Raw genomic sequence first — 17,454 nt, 5'->3', positions numbered from 1 at the left:
CGATGTCTCTGGAGGCGACTTGATCCCGAAGCCTGAACGGATCTTTGCGCGCGACTCCGAGTGGGAGGCCCTGTCCGCCTTCGTCGAGCGTTCCGCCCCCAGGCCACGGCCACGGCTCGGCGTCGTCAGCGGCAGGCGCCGCCAGGGAAAGACGTTCCTGGTCGAGTCGCTCGCGCGCAACACGGGCGGCTTCTATTTCGGCGCGACAGAGGGCACCCCGACGGAGTCGCTGAACCTCTTCGCCGCCGCTCTGGCCCGGTACGTCGGGGCTTCGGCGCCGTTCCGTTTCACGACCTGGGACGAGGCGATCGGCCAGCTCTTCGCCGTCAGCGCCGAGCGCCGCGCTCTCATGGTGATCGACGAGTTCCCCTACCTCAGCAAGGCGTCGCCGGCCCTGCCCTCGATCATCCAGCAGGCCATTGACCGGGCGGTCTTCGACGAAGTGCCGGCGTCCCTGCTGTTGTGCGGCTCGGCGATGTCCGTGATGGGCCGGCTCCTGGCAGGCAACGCGCCGTTGAGGGGGCGGGCTTCCATGGAACTCGCGGTCCGGCCGTTCGACTACCGCCTCGCCGCACGGTACTGGGGGATCACCGATCCGCAATTGGCCGTGAAGGTGCACGCGATCGCCGGGGGGACCCCCGCATACCTGCCCCTGGCCAACGACGACAGGCCGGACGGCCTGGAGGACTTCGACGCCTGGGTGCAGCGCACGGTGCTCTCGCCCTTGACCCCGCTCTTCAAGGAAGCCCGCTATCTCCTCGAAGAGGAGGCGGAGGTGCGGGACACCGCCATGTACAAGTCCGTGCTGGCGGCCGTGGCCACCGGGAACGGCACCCGGGGCGGCATCGCGAGCTATGTGGGGCGCAAGGCGTCCGATATCGGCCATCACCTCAACGTGCTGGAGGACAGCAACCTGCTTCGCAGAGAGGTGGACGTCTTCCGCTCCTCACGGTCGGTCTACCGCGTGTGCGAGCCGCTCATCCACTTCTACGAGGTCGTGATGCGACCCCAGTGGGGGCCGCTGGAGAGCGGCCGGGCCAAGTTCGTGTGGCAGGACGGCCGGGCCGGTTTCAGCGATCAGGTGCTCGGCCCGCACTTCGAGGAGATGTGCCGTCAGTTCGTCGCGCTGGAACCCGAGGTCTTCGGCGAATCGCCCGGCGAGATCGGCGCGGGAACCGTCGTCGATCCCGTACGGCACGAGCAGATCCAGATCGACGTCGCGGTTTTCGCACCCGCGATGCGCGGCGAGCGCAAGCGGGTGTTGTCGCTGGGCGAGGTGAAATGGGGCAAGGTCATGGGGCCCCGGCACGTCGCCCGGCTCAGGAGGGCACGAGACCTGCTCGACGCCAAGGGGTTCGACGTGCGGGACGCCAAGCTGGTCTGCTACAGCGGAGCCGGATTCGACCCCGCACTGGCCCAGGAGAGCGACGTGCTGGCGATCGGCCTGAAGGAGCTCTACGGGTGAGTGTGTTTCCGGCGGGTTAAGGGTTCGGGCCTGCGGCGTCAAGCCCCCTAGGATGGCAGTGTCCCAAACTCCATCCACGAAACGGGTTCAACGACTCATGTCCGCCATAACCCGCGACGAGGTCGCCCACCTGGCCCGGTTGTCCAGGCTGGCGCTCACCGACGACGAGCTCGACCACTACGCCACCCAGCTCGATGCCATCATCGAGTCGGTCGCGAAGGTGGCCGAGGTCGCTGCCGAGGACGTGCCGCCTTCGTCGCACGCGCTTCCGCTGACCAATGTCTTCCGTGCCGACGAGGTGCGACAGTCCCTGACGCCCGAGCAGGCCCTTTCCGGCGCTCCCGCCGTCGAGGACGACCGCTTCCGTGTGCCGCGCATCCTCGGGGAGGAGGCATGAGTCTGATCCGCAAGACCGCCGCCGAGCTGGGCGCGATGATCGCCGCGGGTGACGTGTCGGCCGCCGAGGTGGCCGAGGCGCACCTCGACCGCATGGCCGAGGTGGAGCCCAAGGTCCAGGCGTTCCTGCACGTCGACCGGGAGACCACCCTTGAGCAGGCGCGGGCGGTCGACGCCCGGCTGCGTGCGGGCGAGAAGCTCGGGCCGCTGGCCGGGGTGCCCGTCGCGCACAAGGACATCTTCGCCACCCGCGACATGCCGACCACGGCCGGGTCCAAGATCCTCGAAGGATGGCGGCCGCCGTACGACGCGACCGTGACCGCGCGTCTGCGCGAGGCCGGGCTGGTCATCCTCGGCAAGACGAACCTCGACGAGTTCGCCATGGGCTCCTCCACGGAGAACTCCGCCTACCACCCGACCCACAACCCTTGGGACCTGGACAGGATCCCGGGCGGCTCGTCCGGCGGGTCCAGCGCGGCCGTCGCCGCGTACGAGGCGCCGCTGTCCACGGGCACCGACACCGGTGGCTCGATCCGGCAGCCGGCCGCCGTCACGGGCATCGTGGGCATGAAGCCGACCTACGGTGGTTCGTCCCGTTACGGGCTGATCGCGTTCGCGAGCTCGCTCGACACGCCGGGGCCGTTCGCGCGGAACGTGCTCGACGCGGCGCTGCTTCAGGAGGCGTTCTCCGGGCACGACCCGATGGACTCCACGTCGGTCGACGCGCCGGTCCCGAGCGTCGTCGAGGCGGCCAGGAACCCCGACGTGTCCGGCATGCGCATCGGCGTGGTCAAGGAGTTCGCCGGCGAGGGCTACCAGCCGGGCGTGCTGGCCCGCTACCACGAGGCCGTCAAGCTGCTCGAGTCGCTGGGCGCCACCGTCGTCGAGGTGTCCTGCCCGTCGTTCACGACCGCGCTGCCGGCGTACTACCTGATCGCGCCGTCGGAGTGCTCGTCCAACCTGGCCCGCTTCGACGCCATGCGCTACGGCCTGCGCGTCGGCGACGACGGCACCCGCAGTGCCGAGGAGGTCATGGCGCTGACCAGGGCCGCCGGGTTCGGCCCCGAGGTCAAGCGGCGCATCATGCTGGGCACGTACGCGCTGTCCAGCGGCTACTACGACGCCTACTACGGCCAGGCGCAGAAGGTGCGCACGGTCATCTCGCGCGAGTTCCAGGCGGCCTACGAGCAGGTCGACGTGCTGGTCTCGCCGACGACGCCGACCACGGCGTTCCGGCTGGGCGAGCGCACCGACGACCCGATGGCGATGTACCTCGCCGACCTGTGCACCATCCCGTCCAACCTCGCGGGCAACGCGGCCATCTCGGTGCCGTGCGGCCTGGCCGACGAGGACAACCTGCCGGTCGGCCTGCAGATCATGGCCCCGGTTCTGGCCGACGACCGTTGCTACCGCGTCGGCGCCGCCGTCGAGAAGGCCCTGGAGAGCCGCTGGGGCGGCCCGCTGCTGAAGGAGGCCCCGTCGCTATGACCATGGTCTATGACGAAGCGCTCGACAGGTTCGAGCCGGTGCTCGGGCTGGAGACGCACGTCGAGCTCGGCACGAAGTCGAAGATGTTCTGCGGCTGCAAGACCGCCTTCGGCGCCCCGGCCAACACGCAGGTCTGTCCGACCTGTCTGGCGCTGCCCGGCTCGCTGCCCGTGGCCAACGCCATGGCCATCGAGTCGACGATCCGCATCGGCCTGGCGCTGAACTGCTCGATCGCCGAGTGGTGCCGCTTCGCCCGGAAGAACTACTTCTATCCGGACATGCCGAAGAACTACCAGATCTCCCAGTACGACGAGCCGCTCTGCTTCGACGGCTACGTCGACGTCGAGGTCGGCGGCGAGACCGTGCGCATCGAGATCGAGCGGGTGCACCTGGAGGAGGACACCGGCAAGTCCACCCACATGGGCGGCGCGACCGGCCGCATCCACGGGGCCGACTACTCGATCGTCGACTACAACCGCGCCGGCATCCCGCTGGTGGAGATCGTCACCAAGCCCATCCCGGGCACCGACCGGCTCGCGCCGGAGGTGGCCAAGGCGTACGTCACCGAGCTGCGCGAGATCATGCGCTCGCTCGGCGTGTCCGACGTGCGCATGGAGGAGGGCTCGCTGCGCTGCGACGTCAACGTCTCGCTCATGCCGCGCGGGGCCTCGGAGTGGGGCACCCGCACCGAGACCAAGAACGTCAACTCGCTGCGCAGCGTCGAGCGGGCGGTGCGCAGCGAGATCGAGCGCCAGGCGGGGGTCCTCGCCGAGGGCGGCAAGATCTTCCAGGAGACGCGGCACTTCCACGAGGACACCGGCACCACCACGTCCGGCCGGTCCAAGGAGGAGGCCCAGGACTACCGGTACTTCCCGGAGCCCGACCTGGTGCCGATCGAGCCCGACCCGGCGTGGGTGGCCGAGCTGAAGGCGGCGCTGCCCGAGCTGCCGTCGGTCCGGCGCAAGCGGCTGCAGGCCGAGTGGGGCGTGTCCGACCTCGACATGCAGGCCATGCACAACGCCGACGCGTTCGACCTGGTCGAGGCCACGGTCGCGGCCGGCGCCCCGGCGGCCGACGCGCGCAAGTGGTGGATGGGCGAGCTGGCGCGGCGCGCCAACGAGAGCGGCGTCGCGCTGGCCGAGCTGCCCATCACGCCGGCCCAGATCGCCAGGGTCACCGAGCTGGTGGCCTCGGGCGCGCTCAACGACAAGCTCGCCCGGGAGGTGCTCGAAGGCGTACTGGCCGGTGAGGGCACGCCCGACGAGGTCGTCGAGGCGCGCGGCCTGAAGATCGTCAACGACGAGGGCGAGCTGTCGGCGATCATCGACCAGGTGCTGGCCGCCAACGCGGACGCGGCCGAGAAGGTGCGCTCCGGGAAGATCGCCGCCGCCGGTGCGCTGGTCGGTGGCGTGATGAAGGCCAGTCGCGGCAAGGCCGACGCGGCCCGCGCCCGGGAGCTCATCCTGGAGAAGCTGGGCGTCTCGGAGTAGGTCCGACAGGTCGGCGGACCGCCTGGTGGTCCCGCCGATCGGAGGAGGTCCGGCATATCGGCGGGGCCCCTGGTGGTCCCGCCGATCCGGACATATCGACAGGGCCACCGAGGGGTCGCGCCCATGACCACCCGCCTCGGGGAGGCGGGCTCCAAGAACCACCGGGCGACGTTCCCGGTGGGCGGGCCGGTCAGTCCTCGCGTGACACGGGTGTGACCGCATCGACGCCCCGGCGTGCCATCAGCCGCCGCAACAGCGGCGTCAGCAGCGCGAGCAGGGCCAGGGCCAGGAGCACGGCGGCGATCGGGCTGCGTACCAGCACGCTCACGTCGCCCGCGCCGATGGCGAGCGCGCGGCGGAGCTGGATCTCGGCCATCGGCCCGAGGATCATGCCGATCACCGCGGGCGCGACGGGCAGGCCGAAGCGGCGCATGGAGAACCCGAGCAGCCCGAGGACGTACAGGACGAACAGGTCCACGACCGTGCCGTTCAGGGCGTAGACGCCGAGCGCGGCGAACAGCACGATCCCGGCGTACAGGTACGGCCGGGGGATGCGCAGGACGCGCGCCCACAGGGGAGCCAGCGGCAGGTTCAGCACGAGCAGCATCGTGTTGCCGACGAACAGCGAGGCGATCATCGCCCACACCAGGGCCGGGTTGTGGTCGAAGAGCTGCGGGCCGGGTTGCAGGCCGTACTGCTGGAAGGCGGCCAGCAGGATGGCGGCCGTGGCCGACGTGGGCAGGCCCAGCGTGAGCAGCGGTACCAGGGTCCCGGCAGCCGAGGCGTTGTTGGCCGCCTCCGGGCCCGCCACGCCCTCGATCGCGCCCTTGCCGTACTCCTCCTTGGCCACGCCCTTGGCCAGGCGCTTCTCGGCCGCGTACGACAGGAAGGTGGGGATCTCCGCGCCCCCGCCGGGCAGCGCGCCGAACGGGAACCCGAGCGCGGTCCCGCGCAGCCACGGCAGCCACGAACGCCGCCAGTCGGCACGGCCCATCCACGCCCGGCCCACGGGCACCACCTCGGGGGTGGCGTGCCGCAGCCGGGAGGCCACGTACAGGGCCTCGCCGACCGCGAACAGGCCCACCGCGACGATCACCACGTCGATGCCGTCGAGCAGCTGCGGGACGCCCAGCGTGAGCCGCGCCTGACCGGTCTGCTGGTCGATGCCGATCAGCCCGATCACCAGGCCCAGCCCCAAGGAGGCCAGCCCGCGCACGATCGAGCGGGACAACACCGACGACACGGCGGTGAAGGCCAGGATCGCCAGCGCGAAGTAGTCCTCGGGGCCGAACGAGATCGCGAAGCTCACCACGGCGGGCGCGGCCACCACCAGCAGCGCGGTGGCGATCGTGCCCGCCACGAACGACCCGACGGCCGCCGTGGCGAGGGCCTGCGCGGCCCGCCCGCGCCTGGCCATCTTGTTGCCCTCCAGGGCGGTGATCATGGAGGACGACTCGCCGGGCGTGTTGAGCAGGATGGAGGTGGTCGAGCCGCCGTACATGCCGCCGTAGTAGATGCCGGCGAACATGATGAACGCGCTGGCCGGCGGCACGGTGAAGGTGATCGGCAGCAGCAGCGCCACGGTCATCGCGGGCCCGATGCCGGGCAGCACGCCGACCAGGGTGCCGAGGGTGACGCCGATCAGGGCGTACAGGAGGTTGACGGGGGTGAGCGCGGCGGCGAAGCCGTCCATCAGGAGGTCGATCGAGCCCATCTCACATCACCCCGCCGAGCGGCCCGGCCGGCAGCGAGACGCCGAGCCCCTTGACGAACAGCAGGTACGTCGTCACGCCGAGCACCACGGCCACCACGGCGGCCCGCAGCCTGTGCTCGGCCCCGAGCACGACCGACAGGCCGAAGAACAGCAGACTGGCGCCGATGACCCAGCCGAGCACGTCCAGGAGCGCGGCGAAGGCCAGGAAGACGCCGCTGACCAGCCCGACGCTGCGCCAGTCGGTGGGGGCGCCCGCGTCCACGTCCTCACTCTCCTCGGGGTCGCCGGCGCCGCCGCGCAGCACGTCGATCACATAGAACACGCCGATCAGCACCATGGCCCCGCCGACCAGCATGGGGAAGAAGCGCGGCCCGAGGCCGAGCCGGGAGGCCGCGGCCGAGACGTCGAGCGTGCCGACCACCACGAACACGCCCAGCGCGAGCACCACGACCGCCAGCCCGAGTTCGGGCCGCCACCAGCGAGCCATCAGGACACGAGCCCCATTTCGGCGATGATGCCCTTGACCTTGCTCTCCTCGGACTTCAGGTAGTCGGCGAACTGCTGCCCGGTCTGGAAGGAGTCGATCCAGCCGTTCTTGGCGACGGCGTCCTTCCACGGCTGGGAGTCGTGCATCTTGGTGACCAGGTCGGTGAGGGACTTCTTGGCGGCGTCGTCCAGGCCGCCGGGGGCGACGAAGCCGCGCCAGTTGGCCAGCTCGACGTCCAGGCCGCCCTCCTTCAGGGTCGGCGCGTCCAGGCCGGCCACGCGCGAGCCGCTGCTGACGGCCAGCGCCCGCAGCTTGCCGGACTTCACGTGCTCGGCGAACTCGCCGACGCCCGAGATGCCCGCGCTGACCTTGCTGCCCAGCAGCGCGTTGAGCGCCTCGCCGCCGCCGGAGTGCGCGATGTAGTTGACCTGCTTGGGGTCCACGCCGGCGGCCTTGGCCATCAGCCCGGCCACGATGTGGTCGGTGCCGCCCGCCGAGCCGCCCGCCACGGAGACCTTCGCCGGGTCGGCCTTCCACGCGGCCACCATGTCGGCCAGCGTCTTGAACGGGGAGTCCGCCGGGACCACGACGATCTCGTACTCCTCGGTCAGCTTGGCGATGGGCGTGGTCTCGGCCAGGGTGACCTTCGACTTGTTCTGCTCGATGGCGCCCACCATGACCAGGCCCATGGTCATCAGCAGGTTGCCGTTGCCCTTCTCGCCGGCGAGCTGGGCCAGGCCGATCGTGCCGCCCGCGCCCGGCACGTTGTAGACCTCGACCTTGCGCTTGGGGTCGGCCGTCTTGAGCGCCTGCTCGGCCGTGCGGGCGGTCTGGTCCCAGCCGCCGCCGGCCGCCGCCGGGGCCATGATCCGCAGGGACGCGTCGCCGCCGGAGGCGCCGGTCCCGCCGCAGCCGGACAGGGTGGTGACGGAGAGTGCCGCCAGGGCGGCGGCGAATACGCGCAAGCGCATGATCACTCCAAGGGGGATTCTCACAGTCGTAGGGCTGCGATGGTGATGCCCGTTCCCCGTCCGGTCGAGGCTTTGGGCGATTGCCGTCATAGTGGTCGTATTGGTCGCGACCTGGCCGTGACCTGGCTTTGTTTCCATGTGGGCGTGCGCAGGGTTACCGATGCCCCCCTCGGCACCCAGTTGTTCGTGCTCCAGATGGTGATCGTGCTGCTCGCCGTCGGCGGCACGGCCGGTGTGTGGGCCGGGCACACGCGGGAGCAGCTCGACGCGCTGCACCAGCAGCGCGCCCTGGCCATCGCGCAGTCGGTGGCCGCCCTTCCGCAGGTGCGCGACGCCTTCAGGCTGGAGAACCCGGAGTCGGTGCTGCAACCGCTGGCGCTCAGCGTCCAGCACGAGACCGGAGCCGACTACGTGGCCATCGCCAACGCCGACCAGAAGCGCTACGCCCATCCCAACGCCGCCCTGATCGGCAAACGGCTGTCCACTGACGGCACCGCGGTCCTGCGTACGGGACGGAGTTGGGTGGGCACCGAGACCGGCACGATCGGCACCACGGTCAGGGGCAAGACCCCCATCCGCGACGAATACGGCAACGTCATCGGCCTGGTCTCGGTCGGCGTGCTCCAGACCACGGTCACCGGACAGCTCGGCGGCGCGCTGCCGCCGCTGATCTGGACGGCGCTGGCCGTGCTGCTGGCCGGTCTGGCGCTGGCCGCGCTGATCACCGCCCGGGTGCGCAGGCAGACGTTCGGGCTGGAGCCGCGCGAGATCGCCGAACTGCTGGAGCAGCGCGAGGGCGTGCTGCACGGCGTGAAGGAGGGCGTGCTCGCCCTCGACCTGGCCGGACGCGTCACGCTGGTCAACGACGCGGCCCGCGACCTGCTCGGCGACCTGGGGGCCGACGTGACGAGCATGCCGGTCTCCGAGCGCATGCGCGACGTGCTGACCGGCGCCGACCCGGGCGAGGACCGCGTGGTGCTGCACGGCGACCGCGTGCTGGTGCTCAACAGGACCCCGGTCGCCGTACGCGGCCGCCACCGGGGCTGGGTCGTCACCCTGCGCGACCGCACCGAGCTGGTCCGCCTGGCCCGCGAGCTGGACGACAGCAGCAGCGCGACCGAGGCCCTGCGCGCCCAGGCCCACGAGTTCGCCAACCGCATGCACACGGTCGTCGGCCTGCTGGAGCTCGGCGAGCACGAGGCCGCGATCGGCTTCATCACCCGCACCACGGCCGGCGCGTACGCCACCGGCCTGCGCGAACGCGTCCAGGACCCCACGCTGGCCGCGCTGCTGCTGGCCAAGTCGGCGGAGGCGGCCGAACGCGGGGCCCGGCTGGTGCTGTCGGAGGACTCCGCCGTGCCCGAGGGCGCGCTCGGAGACCCGCAGGACGCCGTCCTGGTGGTCGGGAACCTGGTCGCCAACGCGATCGACGCCCTCGACGGCGCGGGCGGGACGATCGAGGTGTCGGTCGTGGCCGACGGCGAGGGCCTGCACGTCCGGGTCGGCGACTCCGGCCCCGGCATCACCCCCGAGCTGGTGGAGGAGGTCTTCAGGGAGGGCTTCACGACGAAGGCCGCGCACTCGGGGCCGCGCGGCCTGGGCCTGGCCCTGACCCGGCAGGCGTGCCTGCGCCGGGGCGGCTGGGTCCGGGTGCGCAACGCGGGAGGCGCCGTCTTCACCGCCCTGCTGCCCGCCGAGGCCCGCGCGTGAACGCGGTACGGGTCCTGGTGGTGGACGACGACTTCATGGTCGCCCGCATCCACAGCGGGTACGTCTCGCGCGTCCCCGGCTTCGAGGTCGTCGCGGTGGCGCACGGCGGGGCCGACGCGCTGGCCGCCGTGGCCGAGCTCCGGCCCGACCTGGTCCTGCTCGACATCTACCTGCCCGACATGTCCGGCCTGGAGGTGCTCAAGTCCCTCACCGACGTGGACGTCCTGATGATCAGCGCGGCCCGCGACGTGGCCACGGTCAGGGAGGCCATGCGCGGCGGCGCGGTCAACTACCTGATCAAGCCGTTCGCCGCCGCCGCGCTCACCGAACGCCTCCGCCAGTACGCCGACACCCGCAGACGGCTCACCGCCATCGGCCCCCAGGCCCGCCAGGACGACGTGGACCGGCTCTTCGGCGCGCCCCGGCAGGCCGTCCCGGTGCCCAAGGGCCTGTCGCCGGCCACCTGCGCGCTGGTGGAAGGGGCGCTGCGCGAGGCCGGAGGGGACCTGTCGGCGGCCGAGACGGCCGAGCTCACGGGCCTGTCGAGGGTGAGCGCGCGACGGTACCTGGAGCACCTGTGCGCCTCGGGCCGGGCCGAGCTGCATCCCAGGTACGGCACCGCGGGACGGCCGGAACATCGCTACCGGTGGCTAGGTTGACACACTTCCGTATTCGTTTCTCGTGACATAGTCGGATACTCGTGCCTTACTGTTGCCTGAGACTTGGCTGCGGACCGGGAGGAGATTGAGGCGTGCGAAACGCCGGACCGATCGAATCACCGACCGACCCGTTCGCCTCGGTGCCTCTGCCCACGTCGGGTGTCTCCAAGAAGCCGCGGATCGAAGGATTACCTCCGGGCGTGTCCCGTGACATCTTCGGCCCGCAGGACCAGCAGGAGCCCCGGCCGGCCCCAGGACCGAGCGCGCCCGGCGGTCAGACCGGCGGCGCGCTGCCACCCAAGGCGCCGCCCGCGCAGCCGTGGCCGATGAAGGACAAGGACTCCGCCGCGTCCGCCCCCGTGTTCGGGGGGAGCGGCGGCGACCGGCCGTCCTCCTTCGAGCCCGAGCCCGCCCGCCGGCGCCGTCTGCTGCCCGGCCTGCTCGTGCTGGTGCTCGTCCTGGCCGCGCTGGCGTACGTGGTGCCGGCCGTGATGATGTCGGGGGCCGTGCTGCGCGGCACCCGCGTCGGCGGCGTGGACATCGGCGGCCTGACCGTCACCCAGGCGGCCGACAAGCTGCGCACAGAGCTGGGCGCCAGGCTCAGCCGGCCGGTCACCGTGCAGGCCGGCGCCAAGAAGGACACCATCCAGCCCGACGAGGCCGGGCTCGAACTCGACGTGGTCGGCACCATCGGGCAGGCCCCCAGCGGCTTCCCCGGCCCGGTCGAGGTCTGGCGCGGTCTGACCGGCACGACCGACGTCCCGCCCAAGCTGACCATCGACACCTCGCAGCTCACCAGGACCGTCGAGGGCCTGGCCGAAGGCGTGGACAAGCAGCCCCGCGAGGGCAAGGTGGTCTTCTCCGGGCTGGTGCCGAAGGCCCGCATGCCCGAGGACGGCGTGCTCCTCGACCGGGACGACGCCGTGCGCCGGATCGGCGAGGCGTTCCTGCGCGGCGGCGGCGCGGTGGTGCTCACCATGCGCCCGGCCAGGCCCGCCACCTCGGCGGAGTCCGTCGAGTCGGCCCTGGCCGAGGCCAGGAAGGCCGTCTCCGCGCCCGTCACGCTGACCCTCGCCGGCAAGCAGGCCCAGCTCACCCCGGCGATGATCGCCGCCCACCTGTCCTACGCGCCCGGCGACGACGGCGCGCTCGTCCCCGAGTTCGACGCCGAGGCCGCGCTCGCGCCGGTGGAGAACAGCCTCGTGGACGCCACGCAGCAGCCGCGCGACGCCACGTACCAGATCGTCGGCGACAAGCCGGTGCTGGTGCCCGCGCGCAAGGGCAGGGGCGTGAACGCCAAGCTGCTGGCCCGGGACATCGAGAAGCTGTTCGGCTCGGACGGCCCGCGGACCGTGGAGGTCAAGCTCGGCGTGGTCACCCCGGAGGTCACCACCGGCCAGATCCGCGGCCTCGGCATCAAGGAGAACGTCGGCACGTTCAGCACGACGTTCGACTGCTGCCCGCCGCGCGTCACCAACATCCGGCGCATGGCCCAGGAGCTCGACGGCAGGCTGGTCAAGCCGGGGGAGACGTTCTCGCTCAACGAGGCGACCGGCGAGCGCACGGTCGAGGACGGCTACGTCCAGGCCGGCCAGATCGTCGGGGGCCGGATGGTGGACATCGTCGGCGGCGGCGTCTCCCAGTTCGCCACCACCATGTACAACGCGGCCTTCCTCGGCGGCTTCGACCTGGTCGAGCGCGAGCCCATGGACTACTACGCGCCCTCCTACCCCGCCGGGCGCGACGTGGCGCTGCTCTACCCCGACCGCGACCTCAAGTGGCGCAACGACTCCGAGTACGGCGTGCTGATCAAGACCACGACCACCCCCACGACGGTCACCGTCTCCCTGTGGAGCACCAAGCGGTACGACAAGATCGAGGCGGTCGAGTCCGAGCGGCGCGACTTCAAGCCGTTCGGACGGGCGACCAGCGGCGAGGCGGGCTGCGTGGCCGCCATGGGCCAGCAGGGGTTCACGATCGACGTCACCCGCGTGTTCTACAAGGACGGCGAGGTCGTCAAGAAGGACAAGAAGCTGGTCACCAAGTACCGGCCGCAGACCGCGCTCACCTGCGGCGCGCCCGGCTAGGACCTGGCTAGGACAGGGGGACCGAGATGATCCGGTCGTCCCCCGGACGCGGTGAGCCGCGGCCGTCCTTGTTGCTGGTGCTCACCCACAGGGCGCCGCCGGGGGCCGCGGTGACCGCGCGCAGCCTGCCGTAGCGGCCGGTCAGGCGGGCCACGGGCGTGCCCGGCGAGCCGTCCCGGCCCAGCGGCACCTGCCACAGCCGCTGGCCGCGCAGCGTGCCCACCCACAGCGCGCCGTCCGCGTACGCCATCCCGGACGGCGACGCCTCGCCGGTGGACCAGGTGAGGATGGGGTTGACGAAGCGGGCGTCGTTCCCCTTGCCCTCGACCTCCGGCCAGCCGTAGTTGGCGCCCGGCCGGACCAGGTTGATCTCGTCGTAGGTGTTCGCGCCGAACTCCGAGGCGTACAGGCGGCCCGCGGTGTCCCAGGCCAGGCCCTGGACGTTGCGGTGGCCGTAGCTGTAGACGAGCGTGCCGAACGGGTTGCCGGGGGCGGGGGCGCCGTCCGCGGTCATGCGCAGGATCTTGCCGCCGAGCGAGTCGCGCCGCTGGGCCAGCTCGCGGTCGCCGGTCTCGCCGGTGGTGGCGTACAGGTAGCCGTCGGGGCCGAAGGCGAGCCGGCCGCCGTTGTGGATGCCGCCCTTCGGGATGCCCTGCACGATGACCTGCTCGTCGCGGAGACCGTCGTCGCCGAGCCGGTAGCGGACGATCCGGTTGTCCTGCTCGGCCGTGTAGTACAGGAAGACCTGCCGGTCCTTGACCGCCACGCCCAGCAGGCCGCCCTCGCCGTCGGGCCGCGCGCCGGCGATCCGGCCGACCTCGGTGACCTTGCCCGCGGGGGTGACGCGCAGCAGCCTGGCCGTGTCGCGCTCGGTGACCAGGGCGTCGCCGCCGGGCAGGAAGGCGATCGCCCACGGCACGGCCAGGCCGGTCGCCACGTCCTTGGGCGTGCCGGGCGCCACGGCCGCCGGCACGGAGGCGGTGGGAGCGGTCGCGACGGAGGTGACGGCGGGGGTGGGGACGGAGGCCGCAGGGCGCGTCTCACCGTCGCCGGAGCAGGCGGTGAGCGCGGCCAGGAGCACGATCGTCCAGAGCTTCCTCATGTGTTCCATACTTCCCCGCGGGTCGTAAGGTTCTCGGCATGAAGATCTGGGTTCCGTCCGAAGCGGCGGCGGACGTCCTGTCTGACCTGCCGGGCGTTGAGTGCGCTGTTTACGATGGTTCGTCCATGCCGGACGGCATCGAGGACGTCGAGGTCTGGATCCCGCCGCTGGTCGTGGTGCCCGGCGTGGCGGAGACGCTGGCGCGGATGCGCTCGCTGCGGCTGGTGCAGACCGTCACTGCGGGGGTGGAGCCGTACCGGCCGCACCTGCCCGAGGGCGTGGTGCTGTGCAACGCCCGCGGCGTGCACGACGCCGGCACCGCCGAGTGGGCGGTCGGCGCGATGATCGCGGTGCTCAGGGAGTTCCCCGGGTTCACCGACGCCCAGCGCAGAGGTGAGTGGATCTACCACCACACCGGCGTGCTCGCCGACTCCACCGTGCTCATCGTCGGCCACGGTTCCATCGGCGCGGCGGTCGAGCGGCGGCTGAGCGGCTTCGAGGTCGAGGTCGTCCGGGTGGCCAGGAGCGCGCGCGAGGGCGTGCACGCCATGGAGGAGCTGCCCGCGCTGCTGCCGGCGGCCGACGTCGTGGTCCTGCTCGTGCCCGCCACGGCCGACACCGCCGGCATGGTCGACGGCGCCTTCCTGGCCCGCATGAAGGACGGCGCCGTCCTGGTCAACGCCGCCAGGGGCGGCGTGGTCGACACCGAAGCCCTGATCGCCGAGCTCAAAACCGGTAGGCTACGCGCCGCGCTCGACGTCACCGCGCCCGAGCCGCTGCCCGAGGGCCACCCCCTCTGGAACGCGCCGGGCGTGCTGATCACACCGCACATCGCGGGCAGCACCCCCGCCTCCGTGCGACGCACGCTCCGGCTGATCCGCGAGCAGCTCGGCCGTTTCCTCGCAGGTGAAGAGTTGATCAACGTCATTACCGACTCGTATTGAGAGGATTCCGGAACGTGGCTGGGCCGTGACCTTTCGTGCGTACGGTGGCGTCTGCAGGGAGTTCCTGACTCGCTGTCAAGGAACTCTTGGCGGAAATTGGTCTGTGTGGTTATCAGATCGGTGACGACATCGGCGTTGTCACCACCCGCGCATCCGCGACCGCACACACTGGCGATGTGCCCGCCGGGCTTCGGCGGACACTGGTGCAGGGTTCAAGACAGGATGGGCAACGACTGTGATCCGCTGGCGTGATCCACGGGCGCCGCTGGCCGCCGCAGGGGCGGCAGGAGTGGTGGCGTTCGCCGCCGCGCTCCTCGCGGGCGGGCCGGCCCTGCTGACCGGGGCCGTGGCCGGAGGCGTGGCGGCCCTCGTCGCCGCCGCCTCGCTGCTGGGGGTCTCGCTCAGGTCGGCCGAACACCGCTCGACGGCGATGGCCGCGCGCTGGATGGGCGGCGGCGCGGTCGTGTGGGCCGCGGGTGTGGCGCTGCGCTCGGTCGCCACGAGCTTCGTCGTCGGCTTCGCCGACCTGTTCGTCCTGGTCGGCACCGTGATCATCGCGGGCGGCGCACTGATCGCCGCCGACCGCAGGTTCCCGGCCAAGGTCGTGCTGAGGCATCTCACGGACGCGTACCTGTGCGCGGCCTCGCTCTTCCTCATCGGCTGGGTGGTCGCGCTGCGCCACTACTACGAGGACACGGGCGACGCGCCCACGTTCACGTTCGCCATGGTGCCGCCGATGATCGCGTTGCTCGTCACCTGCGGGGTGATCCCCTCGGTGCTCAACAGCAGGGCGGGCTCCTGGCTGCTCGGCCTGGCCGGGGTGGGCGTGCTCGCCACCATGACCGTGGGCGGGCTGTCGGCCGCCATGGCCCGTCTGTCCGGCGAGCAGCCGCCCATGACGACCGTCATGCTCGTGCCCGTGGCGCTGCTGCTGCTGGCCGCCGTGCCCTGGGGGCCGCGGGCGCGGCCGGTGGGCGGTCCGGTCGTGCGCAACGTGGTCGCGATGATGCCGCTCGCGCTCGTCGCCGTGGCCGCCTGCACGCTGCTGGCCCACCTCGCGGGCTCCCGCGCCGCGCAGCCGGTGACCGGCGTCGTGGTGGTCGCGGTCTCCGTGGTGCTGCTCCTGCTCGTCCGCCTGTTCGTGCTCTCGGCGGCCTCCATCCGGCTGCGCGGCCTGGTCTCGCTGGGCGAGCGGCAGCTCAGGGAGCTGGCCGAGAGCACCGGCGACGTGGTGCTGCTGTGCGACTACGAGGGCGTGGTCCACCAGATCGGCGCCGGCGTCGAGGTCACCTACGGCTACCCTCCCGAGGACCTGGTCGGCGGCTCGATCTTCGACTACATCCACCCCGAGGACGTCCCCGGCATCCAGGCCGCGATGCGCGCCATGACCACCGACGAGGAGGGCGCCGCGCCGGGCGCCTGCATGATCGCCTGCCGGGTGCGCGCCGCCGACGGCACCTGGCGGCCCACCGAGTCCGTCGCCACCCGCCACATCGGCGGCGACGACCTCATGCTCGTCACCACCCGCGACGTCAGCGACGAGGAGGCCCTGCGCAACCAGGTCGCCCACCTCACCTTCCACGACGGCGTCACCGGGCTGCCCAACCGCGCCTACTTCGAGGAGCGCACCCGCGAGGTGCTGTCGGGTCGCACGTCCGGCAACGTCGCGGTCATCTTCCTCGACCTCGACGGGTTCACCTCGGTCAACGACTCGGTGGGGCACGCCAGCGGCGACTACCTGCTCGGCCAGGCCGCCCGGCGGCTGCGCGGGGCCGTCCGCGCCGACGACACGCTGGCCCGCTGGGGCGGCGACGAGTTCGCCGTGCTCGTGGAGACCGGCGGCGACGCGCAGATGGCCGTGGACATGGCCGAGCGCCTGGTACGCGCGGTCTCCCAGGAGCCGTTCCGGGTGGCCGACCGCGACGTGGCGCTGACCGCGAGCGTGGGCGTGGCCTTCACCGAGGACGGCCTGCCCGCCGGCGACCTCATGCGCAACGCCGATGTGGCGATGGCGCGTTCCAAGGAACTGGGCGGCCGCCGGGTCGAGGTGTTCGCCGCGCAGATGCACGCCGACGTCGTGCGCCGCCTGGAGCTGGCCGCCGACCTGCAGCGGGCGCTCATCGAGCAGCAGTTCGCCATCGAGTACCAGCCCGTGGTCGATCTGGCCACGTCCCGGGTGACCGCGGTGGAGGCGCTGGTGCGGTGGTGGCGGGGCTCGGTGTTCGTGCCGCCCGAGCAGTTCCTCGGCCCGGCCGAGGACACCGGGCTGATCGTGCCGCTGAGCGAGTGGATCCTGCGCGAGGCGTGCCGTGAGGTGGCCGCCTGGCGGGCCTCGTCCTGGGACATCGGCCTGTCGCTCAACCTGTCGGCGCGGCAGATCACCGCCCCCCGGTTCGTCGAGACCGTCGAGCAGGCGCTGGCCGAGAGCGGCCTGCCCGCCTCCGCGCTCACCCTTGAGGTGATCGAGGAGATGCTCGTCGAGGACGCCGAGGAGACCATCAAGCGGCTCTCGGAGCTGCGGGCGCTGGGCGTGCGCCTGGCGATCGACGACTTCGGCACCGGCTACGCCTCCCTCGCCTTCCTCCGGCAGCTCCCGGTCGACATGATCAAGATCGACCCGTCCTTCGTGTCCGGGCTGGGCAGGGACGACACGCTGACCCTGCTCACCCGGACGATCGTGCGGCTCGGCCACGACCTCGGGCTCACCGTGGTGGCCGAGGGCATCGAGCGGCCGGAGCAGCTGGAGCTGCTGCGCGAGATGGGCTGCACCAGGGGGCAGGGTTTCCTGGTGGCACGTCCCATGGCGGCGCGCGGCGTGGACAGCCTGATGCGGACGAGTCTCACCGTTTGAGACTCGTGTCCCGCCAAGTTGACACCGGGGCGTTCTGAGCGGCTATGGTGTAAGCCATGCTTCGCAGTGAGATTCTCGTAGTACTTCGCC

The 17,454-nt window shown here is 71.8% G+C and carries 13 protein-coding genes; 9 read left to right on the top strand and 4 right to left on the bottom strand.

All coding sequences use genetic code 11. The annotated features are described in order from the left end of the window. Positions 1-19: 19 nt before the first annotated feature. From ACWCSU_RS32490 to gatB, 4 genes are all read left to right on the top strand, one after another. On the top strand, positions 20-1,465 hold the full coding sequence (locus ACWCSU_RS32490; protein WP_449940056.1) for an ATP-binding protein: 1,446 nt from the start codon (positions 20-22) through the stop codon (positions 1,463-1,465). 97 nt (positions 1,466-1,562) lie between these two features. Further along, positions 1,563-1,862, top strand: coding sequence for an Asp-tRNA(Asn)/Glu-tRNA(Gln) amidotransferase subunit GatC (gene gatC, locus ACWCSU_RS32485; protein ID WP_101787882.1), 300 nt, complete (start codon positions 1,563-1,565; stop codon positions 1,860-1,862). Beyond that, positions 1,859-3,349 carry an Asp-tRNA(Asn)/Glu-tRNA(Gln) amidotransferase subunit GatA gene (gene gatA / locus ACWCSU_RS32480; protein WP_449940053.1) on the top strand — a complete coding sequence of 497 codons (1,491 nt, stop codon included), beginning with the start codon at positions 1,859-1,861 and terminating at the stop codon, positions 3,347-3,349. The genes gatC and gatA overlap by 4 nt, the downstream gene beginning before the upstream one ends. A gap of 2 nt (positions 3,350-3,351) precedes the next feature. Continuing rightward, positions 3,352-4,839, top strand: coding sequence for an Asp-tRNA(Asn)/Glu-tRNA(Gln) amidotransferase subunit GatB (gatB, locus tag ACWCSU_RS32475; protein WP_449940073.1), 1,488 nt, complete (start codon positions 3,352-3,354; stop codon positions 4,837-4,839). Between the two features lie 190 nt (positions 4,840-5,029). On the opposite strand, the gene ACWCSU_RS32470 is transcribed toward gatB, so the two are convergent. The 3 genes from ACWCSU_RS32470 to ACWCSU_RS32460 are packed head-to-tail and all read right to left on the bottom strand — an operon-like array spanning position 5,030 to position 8,011. Further along, positions 5,030-6,553 carry a tripartite tricarboxylate transporter permease gene (locus ACWCSU_RS32470; RefSeq protein ID WP_357697553.1) on the bottom strand — a complete coding sequence of 508 codons (1,524 nt, stop codon included), beginning with the start codon at positions 6,551-6,553 and terminating at the stop codon, positions 5,030-5,032. A 1-nt stretch (position 6,554) separates the two neighbouring features. Continuing rightward, entirely contained in the window at positions 6,555-7,040 is a 486-nt protein-coding gene (locus tag ACWCSU_RS32465) for a tripartite tricarboxylate transporter TctB family protein (RefSeq protein ID WP_397037851.1), read from the bottom strand. After that, positions 7,040-8,011 (bottom strand): tripartite tricarboxylate transporter substrate binding protein, encoded by a 972-nt coding sequence (locus ACWCSU_RS32460; protein ID WP_357697557.1) that lies wholly within the window; start codon positions 8,009-8,011, stop codon positions 7,040-7,042. The genes ACWCSU_RS32465 and ACWCSU_RS32460 overlap by 1 nt, the downstream gene beginning before the upstream one ends. Before the next feature lie 144 nt (positions 8,012-8,155). Between ACWCSU_RS32460 and ACWCSU_RS32455 the strand changes: the two genes are divergently transcribed. From ACWCSU_RS32455 to ACWCSU_RS32445, 3 genes are all read left to right on the top strand, one after another. After that, positions 8,156-9,721 carry an ATP-binding protein gene (locus tag ACWCSU_RS32455; protein ID WP_449940051.1) on the top strand — a complete coding sequence of 522 codons (1,566 nt, stop codon included), beginning with the start codon at positions 8,156-8,158 and terminating at the stop codon, positions 9,719-9,721. Further along, positions 9,718-10,380: a response regulator gene (locus ACWCSU_RS32450; RefSeq protein ID WP_449940049.1), complete on the top strand. Its 663-nt coding sequence runs from the start codon at positions 9,718-9,720 to the stop codon at positions 10,378-10,380. Before ACWCSU_RS32455 ends, ACWCSU_RS32450 begins: the two co-directional genes overlap by 4 nt. 200 nt (positions 10,381-10,580) lie before the next feature. Then, a complete protein-coding gene (locus ACWCSU_RS32445) occupies positions 10,581-12,467 on the top strand; it encodes a VanW family protein (RefSeq protein ID WP_449940046.1) in 1,887 nt (628 codons plus the stop codon). Between the two features lie 7 nt (positions 12,468-12,474). Here the strand turns inward: ACWCSU_RS32445 and ACWCSU_RS32440 are convergent, their stop codons facing one another. Continuing rightward, entirely contained in the window at positions 12,475-13,569 is a 1,095-nt protein-coding gene (locus ACWCSU_RS32440) for a PQQ-dependent sugar dehydrogenase (RefSeq protein WP_449940044.1), read from the bottom strand. A gap of 125 nt (positions 13,570-13,694) precedes the next feature. On the opposite strand from ACWCSU_RS32440, the gene ACWCSU_RS32435 reads away from it, so the two are divergent. Together ACWCSU_RS32435 and ACWCSU_RS32430 are read left to right on the top strand one after the other, a co-directional pair. Beyond that, the gene (locus tag ACWCSU_RS32435) at positions 13,695-14,513 is read left to right on the top strand and encodes a 2-hydroxyacid dehydrogenase (protein ID WP_449940042.1); all 819 of its coding nucleotides are present in this window, start codon (positions 13,695-13,697) and stop codon (positions 14,511-14,513) included. 235 nt (positions 14,514-14,748) lie between these two features. Next, positions 14,749-17,364 (top strand): putative bifunctional diguanylate cyclase/phosphodiesterase, encoded by a 2,616-nt coding sequence (locus ACWCSU_RS32430; RefSeq protein WP_449940040.1) that lies wholly within the window; start codon positions 14,749-14,751, stop codon positions 17,362-17,364. The last annotated feature ends 90 nt before the right edge of the window (positions 17,365-17,454 follow it).

This window comes from Nonomuraea sp. NPDC001699, from assembly GCF_053596455.1.
The sequence above is the reverse complement of the archived record's forward strand: the minus strand, read 5'-3'. Positions and strand labels throughout refer to the sequence as shown.